General features: G+C 40.8%; 9 protein-coding genes and 1 pseudogene. 6 read left to right on the top strand and 4 right to left on the bottom strand.

Annotated features, from left to right (window positions below):
* Nucleotides 1–721: 721 nt before the first annotated feature.
* The 4 genes from BLT91_RS30135 to BLT91_RS30120 all read left to right on the top strand — a co-directional run bounded on the left by BLT91_RS30135 (nucleotide 722) and on the right by BLT91_RS30120 (nucleotide 3,238).
* Nucleotides 722–1,390, top strand: coding sequence for a hypothetical protein (locus BLT91_RS30135; RefSeq protein WP_090827919.1), 669 nt, complete (start codon nucleotides 722–724; stop codon nucleotides 1,388–1,390).
* A 193-nt stretch (nucleotides 1,391–1,583) separates the two neighbouring features.
* Entirely contained in the window at nucleotides 1,584–2,033 is a 450-nt protein-coding gene (locus BLT91_RS30130) for a hypothetical protein (protein ID WP_090827917.1), read from the top strand.
* 189 nt (nucleotides 2,034–2,222) lie between these two features.
* Complete coding sequence (locus BLT91_RS30125) at nucleotides 2,223–2,729, top strand: GrpB family protein (protein ID WP_090827915.1); 507 nt, start codon at nucleotides 2,223–2,225, stop codon at nucleotides 2,727–2,729.
* 164 nt (nucleotides 2,730–2,893) lie between these two features.
* A complete protein-coding gene (locus BLT91_RS30120; protein ID WP_090827913.1) occupies nucleotides 2,894–3,238 on the top strand; it encodes a hypothetical protein in 345 nt (114 codons plus the stop codon).
* A gap of 160 nt (nucleotides 3,239–3,398) precedes the next feature.
* Here BLT91_RS30120 and BLT91_RS30115 read toward each other — a convergent pair whose 3' ends face one another.
* On the bottom strand, nucleotides 3,399–4,226 hold the full coding sequence (locus BLT91_RS30115) for a hypothetical protein (protein WP_090827911.1): 828 nt from the start codon (nucleotides 4,224–4,226) through the stop codon (nucleotides 3,399–3,401).
* Nucleotides 4,227–4,787: 561 nt separating this feature from the next.
* Between BLT91_RS30115 and BLT91_RS30110 the strand changes: the two genes are divergently transcribed.
* The gene (locus BLT91_RS30110; RefSeq protein WP_090827909.1) at nucleotides 4,788–5,285 is read left to right on the top strand and encodes an NUDIX domain-containing protein; all 498 of its coding nucleotides are present in this window, start codon (nucleotides 4,788–4,790) and stop codon (nucleotides 5,283–5,285) included.
* A gap of 431 nt (nucleotides 5,286–5,716) precedes the next feature.
* On the opposite strand, the gene BLT91_RS34120 is transcribed toward BLT91_RS30110, so the two are convergent.
* Nucleotides 5,717–6,103: an S-layer homology domain-containing protein gene (locus BLT91_RS34120; protein WP_368086870.1), complete on the bottom strand. Its 387-nt coding sequence runs from the start codon at nucleotides 6,101–6,103 to the stop codon at nucleotides 5,717–5,719.
* Between the two features lie 36 nt (nucleotides 6,104–6,139).
* Nucleotides 6,140–6,826 (bottom strand): annotated as a pseudogene (gene mreB, locus BLT91_RS34115) (rod shape-determining protein MreB); the annotation flags it as partial.
* A 241-nt stretch (nucleotides 6,827–7,067) separates the two neighbouring features.
* Between mreB and BLT91_RS32470 the strand changes: the two are divergent.
* Entirely contained in the window at nucleotides 7,068–7,229 is a 162-nt protein-coding gene (locus BLT91_RS32470; protein WP_217635313.1) for a hypothetical protein, read from the top strand.
* 234 nt (nucleotides 7,230–7,463) lie between these two features.
* Here the strand turns inward: BLT91_RS32470 and BLT91_RS30100 are convergent.
* Nucleotides 7,464–7,682: transposase (locus BLT91_RS30100; protein WP_175532604.1), on the bottom strand; the 219-nt coding region annotated here is incomplete at its 5' end.

Genomic DNA, 7,682 nt, shown 5'->3' with positions numbered 1-7,682 from the left:
CTCCACGGTCTAAAAAAGCTTGTGCATGGCTCTCTCCCTTTGATACATCCAAACCAATGACTGGATTCATAACATCACTCCTGTAGTATTTTCACCGGCAACCCCTAACCTTCTTGTCTTCCACACTATCGCATGTGATACGGGATTCATGTCCCAACCAGCCTAACCATGGTTGAACAAGTAGGGGGGATGAACTGAATAGCTCTCGGGATCCAAGTCCCACGGGCAGAAACGTTCGATCCCCGGCTACCGCTATCTTACGACCTTTCAAAAAAGAGGTCGACCAGAAAGATCTGGTGACCTCATAATACGAACGGGCAGGATACCGCAATAATACAGCCTGTCGGCGTGATCAGATTAGCTGCGTTTATGAAGCAGGTGTTTCAGTAATGCCTTCATGTAAAGATAATTCAAAAAATGAATGGGGCGCTTTCTGGCGCCTCTTTTTGTAGGATTAACTTAGGTGCCACCTAATAACTTCAACCATTGACCAAGTGTTCTCCTAAACGTAATAGTAGATACACGAACGAATCATTGGTAGAATATTACATGTAATTAATCACTTCGTAATGTCGAAATCCACATTTTCGCGATATCTAATTGAAAGGCGGAGTCCAATGATTCTATCTGTTCAGGAGCGCGATAAAGTAAAATTACGAAAAATGGAACTGAGGATCGCCTATATGAGCTTACACAATAAAGGCTTAAGGGGTGAAAATCAATGCAAGAATTAAACCCAAAAGACAGCAAACTCAACCTCGGCATCCTCGGCTTTGTGGCTCTGCTCCTCGGCGCGATTTGTCTGATAGACTGCACCCTCGTCCACGGTTTGCCTCTGATAACATCCATCTCCGAGAGCGCAACAACGGGCAACCGCGCTGGGATGATTTTACCTTTTGCCCTCGGCTGCATGGCGCTATACTGCGCGGGATATGTGGGATATTGCACCAGCGAGCGCATTATCGTTAAGATAATGGCGGCGGGGTTTGTGCTGGTAGCACTGCAGCCCTGCGAGAGCATATACATCACCGATTCAAAGGTGGGAGCCTTCGGGGCTTCTCCGGCGGTATCCGGACTACTACATAACATCGGAGCCCTGATAGGTTTCGGGCTGATGTTCGTATGGATTGCCTTCTTTTTCACCCGCTCGAATGGCAAAATGACCACGCGCAAGATATGGCGCAACAGGATTTACATGATATGCTCGAGCGCGATGATTTCCGCAATTTCTCTTTTTATCGTCGGAAATATTGTAAACATGGGGAGCATGTTAGTATTTATCGCCGAGAATTTTCTCCTCATTCCCGCAGGGGTGGCAATAATCATAAAAAGCGGTCTTATACTCGCGGACAAAAATGTCACCGCGAGCACAAATCCGATAAATTTTTAGTAAATAATGAATATATCTTTTTCACGTATTTTTCCATCTAGAAGATGAATATTGATGTCTCATTTTAAACCAGTTACGCTTACGGAATCGTTAGTGAAGCAGCTATCCGCTGAAGTAACGGGCAGGATAATGACAATCATATATAGAAATAAATGGCTAATCGCTAATGTAACCCTGAGAGGATAGGATTTATATGCAGATGTCATTTAACCTTGAATATCATGGATGGCTGGATATAAAGGTCACTAATGAGACGAATGAATATCTTATTCCTTCCTCTTTTTTAACGGATGTTGTTTATGACATTATTCAATGTCTCTCAAGTTTAATTGAAGGAGCCCCAGAAGTAATTATAGTCATTCAAACTGAGCCGAATGAAAATCGTATCAGAATTCAACGAGACGGTTTTAATTGTACATTTGAAGTGCTTGAGTTTGATGACAATTTTAATACCGATGAAATTGACAAGGGGATATCTGTTTTTAGCACCGACATAAACTTAAGGGATTTAGCAAGAAAGTTTTTGATTGAAATAAACAAATTACACGACTTAGGTAAAGTTGAATATCACCGACGGTGGGGTTATGAGTTCCCCGACGAAACGTATACAAGATTTAAAAAAGCTTGGCAATCACTTAAATAATAACTTAATGAAAATGCTGAACTAACCAGTTATACGTAACACCAGGTTATTACGCCAACGGGAGACGATAGTGGAGGAGCTTGTTCGCAGCAGCTCCTCTTTTGTTGTTCATTGTAGTAACGGGCAGGATTACACAAATCTTTTACGAATTGATTTGTAACCATGTTGTTACAGTCAGGAGGAGTTTGAATGGGTTCCAGTTTAATAGTACGTGAATATGACCCTAGTTGGGTTAAGTTGTTTGAACAGTTACGAGGCTTCGTGCTTCCTGTTTTAAGCGATTTTGTAGTCACAATAGAACACGTTGGCAGTACATCCGTTCCAGGGTTAGCAGCGAAGCCGATTGTTGATATCGACGTGGTAGTGTCTACGCAGTCGGATGTCCTTACGGCTATTCAAAGGCTAGCCACCATTGGCTACGTTCATGAAGGCGATTTAGGAACTACGGGACGAGAGGCTTTTATTCCTCCCGCCGATGTAACTTGGCATCACCTATACGTCTACACCATGGAAAACGCCGAATATAAGCGTCATATCCTCTTTCGAGATTATTTGAGAAATCATCCAGAGGATGCCAAACAATATGGTGACTTAAAGTTGGGACTCGCACAACGATTCCAGAATGACCGTTTGGCATACTCGAATGCTAAGGGGGACTTTGTGAGGGAGATACTACAACGTGCGGGTTGGAAATGATGTGTATTTCAGCTGTTATTACGCTAACGGGAAACAATAGTTCAATATCAGAAGGGCTGCCGCGTTGCAGCCCTTTGCTAAGCTAACGGGCAGGATAATTCAACACATGTGTCACGTTTAGAATTATTTTTGTTGCTTAAACTGAATAAAAGTGTAATACGTTGATGAAAAGAGATGAAAATGCTTTAATGGATAAAAAGAAACTGTTTGGAACAATATTCTTTATTTTTATTTTTATTTTTTATTTCATTTGGGGAAAGAAAATAAACTTGACTTTAGGTTCTGTTCTTGCGATTCCAGTAGGTTTTTTGGGTCTTTTTGCAGTGCCTACACAAAAGTTGGGGAACTTATGGTGGAAAATACTTTTTAGAAAATATTTGTTTCTTCTTTTAATAATCGTTGGGGTCGCTGATTTACCTATAAGTTCTAATCTAAAACTTACCGTCATTTTTTTCATACTAGCATTGGGTATGCTTGTTTCCTCCCGTAGAGGGTTATCGGAGCTGTGAAAACAGACGATTCAACTAACGCAGAACTAAAGCTTAATAATAGCAAGAGGAGTAATTTATGGCACGACCCATTTTAATGAGTTAAAGCTCAGAAGTTAAGGCTTCAATTCAACTGTTGGTTGAATACTAAAGAATATCAAATTCCAAGTTATTGTTTGTTTCAGTTAACACGTCGGCTGCGGCCGTTAGTAGCTGTTTTTGGTTTTCTCCAGTACCAAAGGGTGCTAAAGATGAGATAGAGTCCCATGACTGCCGCAAGCAGTATAAGTGTGAAGTCCGACATGTTCTCCATGGAATCAAGCCAACCGATTCTTTTCATGCCGAACAGACTGATGTTAAACACGATCCCAATCAGCATTATGGACCATATGGATGAAAGGCGTACATAAATGGATCCATAAATGAATCCTAACGCTACACCCAGAAGCTGCATCGCAATTCCTCCCGGCTGCAACGCCGCAATAATCAAAGCGATGACTAGAATTGGCCAGAATACGGGAACATGTTTCCGGGCTTCGTTAAACATGATACCAAAGAACAGGATCAGCTCAAGTGCAGTGGTGAGCACGGAGGAAAGTATAATGTAAACGAAAGGAACAGAGGCGAAATATTCTTCTGTAAAATCATTGAACGTTGTAATGTTGTAGTAAAAAAGTAGTTTCATGGAGGCAGCGTTTAATAAAGTGAACGCCAGCCCGATTGTTATCATGTGAACCGAAAAGCTCGGACTGATCGGCGAGAAGCTACTAAGTCTCCAGAAGCTTACCGGTGTCTGTTTCAAAAGCCGATATTTAATGGCGTAAATAATTGCGGAAAGAGCGATTGTAATTACAAGTACCATGAATACCTGGATTGGGATGTTCTTTCCTTTTCCGAACTGCCCCCATCCTAATACAGGATCTATGACGATATTATAGAGGAAGATCACTAAAATGATGACCGTCAAATAGAGTAAATAATTTCCCAGCATCGATAAATATCTCTTCATGAGAATCGCCGCCTTTCATTTTCGAAAAATAAACTAACTCACCCCTTTTCAGAGTATTCCTTACCCGTGAATAATATAATAACTCGTATTTTATTTAGCGAAATATAGTGCATTCCTGCAGGATGGTTTGAATATTTCGATGAAATAAAGAGTGATTTATTATGAATCTCCCCCTTCTGTCGAATAGATGCTTAATAGGTGGAAACAAATTTTTATGACTCAAGGCGTAGAAGAACTTCTTGAAGATAGGCGAGGTAAGGGTAGTACCAGAGGAGTGTATTAAGATCCCCTTAAAATGGGGATTTTTTAGTTTAAATCGCCAATGTTTGTGTCGCAGCACCACGACACAAACATTGGCGCATAATTTTGGTCGTTTAAGATGTAGGGAAGTGGTACTTCATTGTGCTAACGGGCAGCATAGTTGATACAATTACAACAAATGTGGAATCTCTTTTTTTTTAATATCAATATTAGAACGAATCCATCTAAAATTAATTGTTTTACTGATAGGATTAAAACATTATTATATTCACATCCAGAATAATCCAAAGGGTGAGAAAAATGAGTAGTTGGCACGACTCTTATTTAGGCAAACTTCGCAAAGTCATTGGAACACAAAAGATTATCGTAAACTCAGTACGGGCAATCTTACTTTATGATAAAGGTCGTGCCCTGTTTATAAAGCGTAGTGATGATAAAAAGTGGGGTATGCCTGCAGGAGCCATGGAACTAGGTGAATCAGTATTTGATGCGATGAGGCGTGAAGTTAAAGAAGAAACAGGTCTTGACGTTTTTCAGGCAACATTAATTGCTATTTATTCTTCTCCAACAACACAAACATTAACGGACCGATGGGGAAACGAGCATCATGTAATTGAATATTTATTTCGTGTGGATAAGTGGTCGGGGACTCTTGAGAAAGAGACAGACGAAAGTGTAGATGCTGAATTTTATCCATTGGATAATTTACCAGAAGCCTCCAGTGAGCTTTTTACAAGACATCATCAAAGAGTGTTTAAAGATTATAAAAAGTTCGATGGAAAGTTAATATTGGAGTAGTTGTTGACTTTTAAACGGGGAACGTTAGTTCAAATAGAGATCTCCCCTGATAAGATTTCATAAAATACAATATTTACGTTTAATAGCTTTGATAAGAAAGAGTAATTGGACAGTTTTTTACAGAGAGCCCCAATGTGCTAAAAGGGGGTAAAGAATAGATCCAATGAATATGATCTCTGAGGTACACTTTGAAACCTTTGGCGAGTAGGATAGACGGTTGCACCCGTTTATAGTGCTAGTGTATAAGCAACATAAATTAGTTGCAGTACCTGAAAAGAGGTCGATGCATTTATAAACTTGGGTGGTAACACGGAGTATTAACTCTCGTCCTTTATGAAGAGCACCCCTTAGAATGGACTTTGGAAAAAACCTAGGGTTATCCAATGAATTCTAAGGGGTGCTCTTCAATGAACGAATGGCGTTTTTTTGAATCATTTTTCCTGTGTCGGCAGATTTGCCAGCAGCTTTGCGGCTTCTGCCCGCGTTAAGGTACGGAACGGGTAGAAGTTGCCGTCCTCATAACCGCTGATCCAATGATCGTTCCAAAGCTGAGTGACTGCGTCTCGTCCCCAATCGGGAATTTGCTTGAAGTCGCGAAAAATGTCTTTGATTGGAGCCCCGGTTAACGCCTTGTTTCTATTGATGATCGCAGCCGCTTCGACGCGCGTGATGTTTCGATTGGGGTAATAATAGTGGAGCCCTTGCACGTCTTCCCCTTGAATTTGCCCGGTAGCCGCCAGCTGCTCGATATAAGGAAACGACCAGGAAGATCGAGGTACGTCGGCAAATGTCTGCGCATCAAAGTTGACGGTCTTCATGCCGCTGGCTAACGCAAGCATTTTGGCAAATTCTTCGCGAGTTATCGTTTCATCCGGTTGAAAAGCCCCGTTGCCTCGCCCTTGAACGATTCCAAGCGCATGCAGCATCTCTGCAGCAGTCCGCTCGCCGATTAATAAATTGTATTTTTTCTTGATGTAACTTTCGATGATTCTGTCCATTTCATCCCCGCCGACCTTCAAGGTTTCGCTTATTACGATAGCACCCAATGAGATAATTGCAACTTCTGTAGTCCCGCCTCCAATATCTACAACCATACTACCCACAGGTTCTGATACCGGGAGATTAGCTCCAATCGCCGCCGCAAAAGGCTCCTCGATAATAAAAACTTCTTTCGCCCCCGCTTGTTTTGCTGCATTCTTGTACGCTCTGATTTGAACAGAGGTAACGCATGTGGGCGCACAGACAACGACTCTGGGTTTACTAGGAAAAAACCGGCTTTTTTTAGATTTATCAATAAAGTATTTCATCATCTTAACCGTGGTCTCGTAATCAGCAATTACTCCATCTTTCAGTGGTCTAGATGCAGATATATTCCCGGGAGTTCGTCCGACCATCGCTTTGGCTTCTTCACCTACGGCAATAATGCCTCCATTATCATTGATTGCAATGACGGACGGCTCGTTTAAAATGATTCCTTCCCCCTTCAGATACACCAAAATGTTCGCAGTCCCCAAATCAATCCCCAAATCACGTTGGAACATAAAATTTCCCCCTTCTTGAGTATTTTCATTCATGGTTATTTTGTCCAAATTTTATATAAAAAAACCTGTGGAAAAATCCACAGGTTCATTATTAACAACAATTTACTTTCCCACTTTCATAATGTTCTTTCAAGGAATACATGTAAGATTCATCCTCTATCATCGGCATTTTGTCCGGATGAGCTCCCTGCTGATGTTTTAATACATATCGTCGTAATCAGGGATTCCGAAGATGCATTTGATGGTTGCTATGGCTTTCTTCGTACCCATTATTTTTATGACAGCAGAAACCAATATCTCTAGAGGAAAAGAAATAAGAGTTGTAGGTATTTTTAATCACTTTTTTGTAATCAAAAATAGTCCAAATAAATATGCCGACAATCGTGAAGTCCCACTGAACTAACGAAAACGATAGTTGAATGGCACTGTAGGCATCGGAGGTTTGTTAGAAGTACTTCAAAACTTTATTTGTAATCTATTTTTAAGAATAAAACCAGCAAACTCTTGAGGAGGCCACTGAAGAACTCACTGTTTTTCAGGATCCCTAAATTCTCTACACAAAAAGACGACTCATTTCCATTTTTCAATGGGCTTGAGCCGTCTTTTTCTTATCTCTTACATCTTTATTTGTTGGATTTTAATCATTCAATTTCAATATTCGCTTCAAATTTACTGCAAATATTGCAATGGCTGCTTGTATCTCCATGCCGATTAGACCCGAGGATGCCGCTACATCCAACCCGTGCCTATGTTTTAATTCACTATTTTTCGCTTCTATCTTGTAACGTTGCTTCGACTTTTCTCTAAAGTCATCACTTTCTTGAAACGTTGCTTGCTCTGCGTGTTCGAGCGACTT

The sequence above is a fragment of the Paenibacillus sp. yr247 genome (assembly GCF_900103825.1).
Taxonomy (GTDB): Bacteria; Bacillota; Bacilli; order Paenibacillales; family NBRC-103111; genus Paenibacillus_E.
This window is presented reverse-complemented; position numbering and strand designations above follow the sequence as displayed.

What these genes read in the sequence shown, in the direction of transcription:
- BLT91_RS30125 (WP_090827915.1), top strand. Translation starts at nt 2,223, where the DNA reads ATGGGTTCCAGTTTAATAGTACGTGAATATGACCCTAGTTGGGTTAAG.
- BLT91_RS30120 (WP_090827913.1), top strand. Translation starts at nt 2,894, where the DNA reads ATGAAAAGAGATGAAAATGCTTTAATGGATAAAAAGAAACTGTTTGGA.
- BLT91_RS30135 (WP_090827919.1), top strand. Translation starts at nt 722, where the DNA reads ATGCAAGAATTAAACCCAAAAGACAGCAAACTCAACCTCGGCATCCTC.
- BLT91_RS30115 (WP_090827911.1), bottom strand. Translation starts at nt 4,226, where the DNA reads ATGAAGAGATATTTATCGATGCTGGGAAATTATTTACTCTATTTGACG.
- BLT91_RS30110 (WP_090827909.1), top strand. Translation starts at nt 4,788, where the DNA reads ATGAGTAGTTGGCACGACTCTTATTTAGGCAAACTTCGCAAAGTCATT.
- BLT91_RS30130 (WP_090827917.1), top strand. Translation starts at nt 1,584, where the DNA reads ATGCAGATGTCATTTAACCTTGAATATCATGGATGGCTGGATATAAAG.
- BLT91_RS34120 (WP_368086870.1), bottom strand. Translation starts at nt 6,103, where the DNA reads ATGAAGACCGTCAACTTTGATGCGCAGACATTTGCCGACGTACCTCGA.
- BLT91_RS32470 (WP_217635313.1), top strand. Translation starts at nt 7,068, where the DNA reads ATGGTTGCTATGGCTTTCTTCGTACCCATTATTTTTATGACAGCAGAA.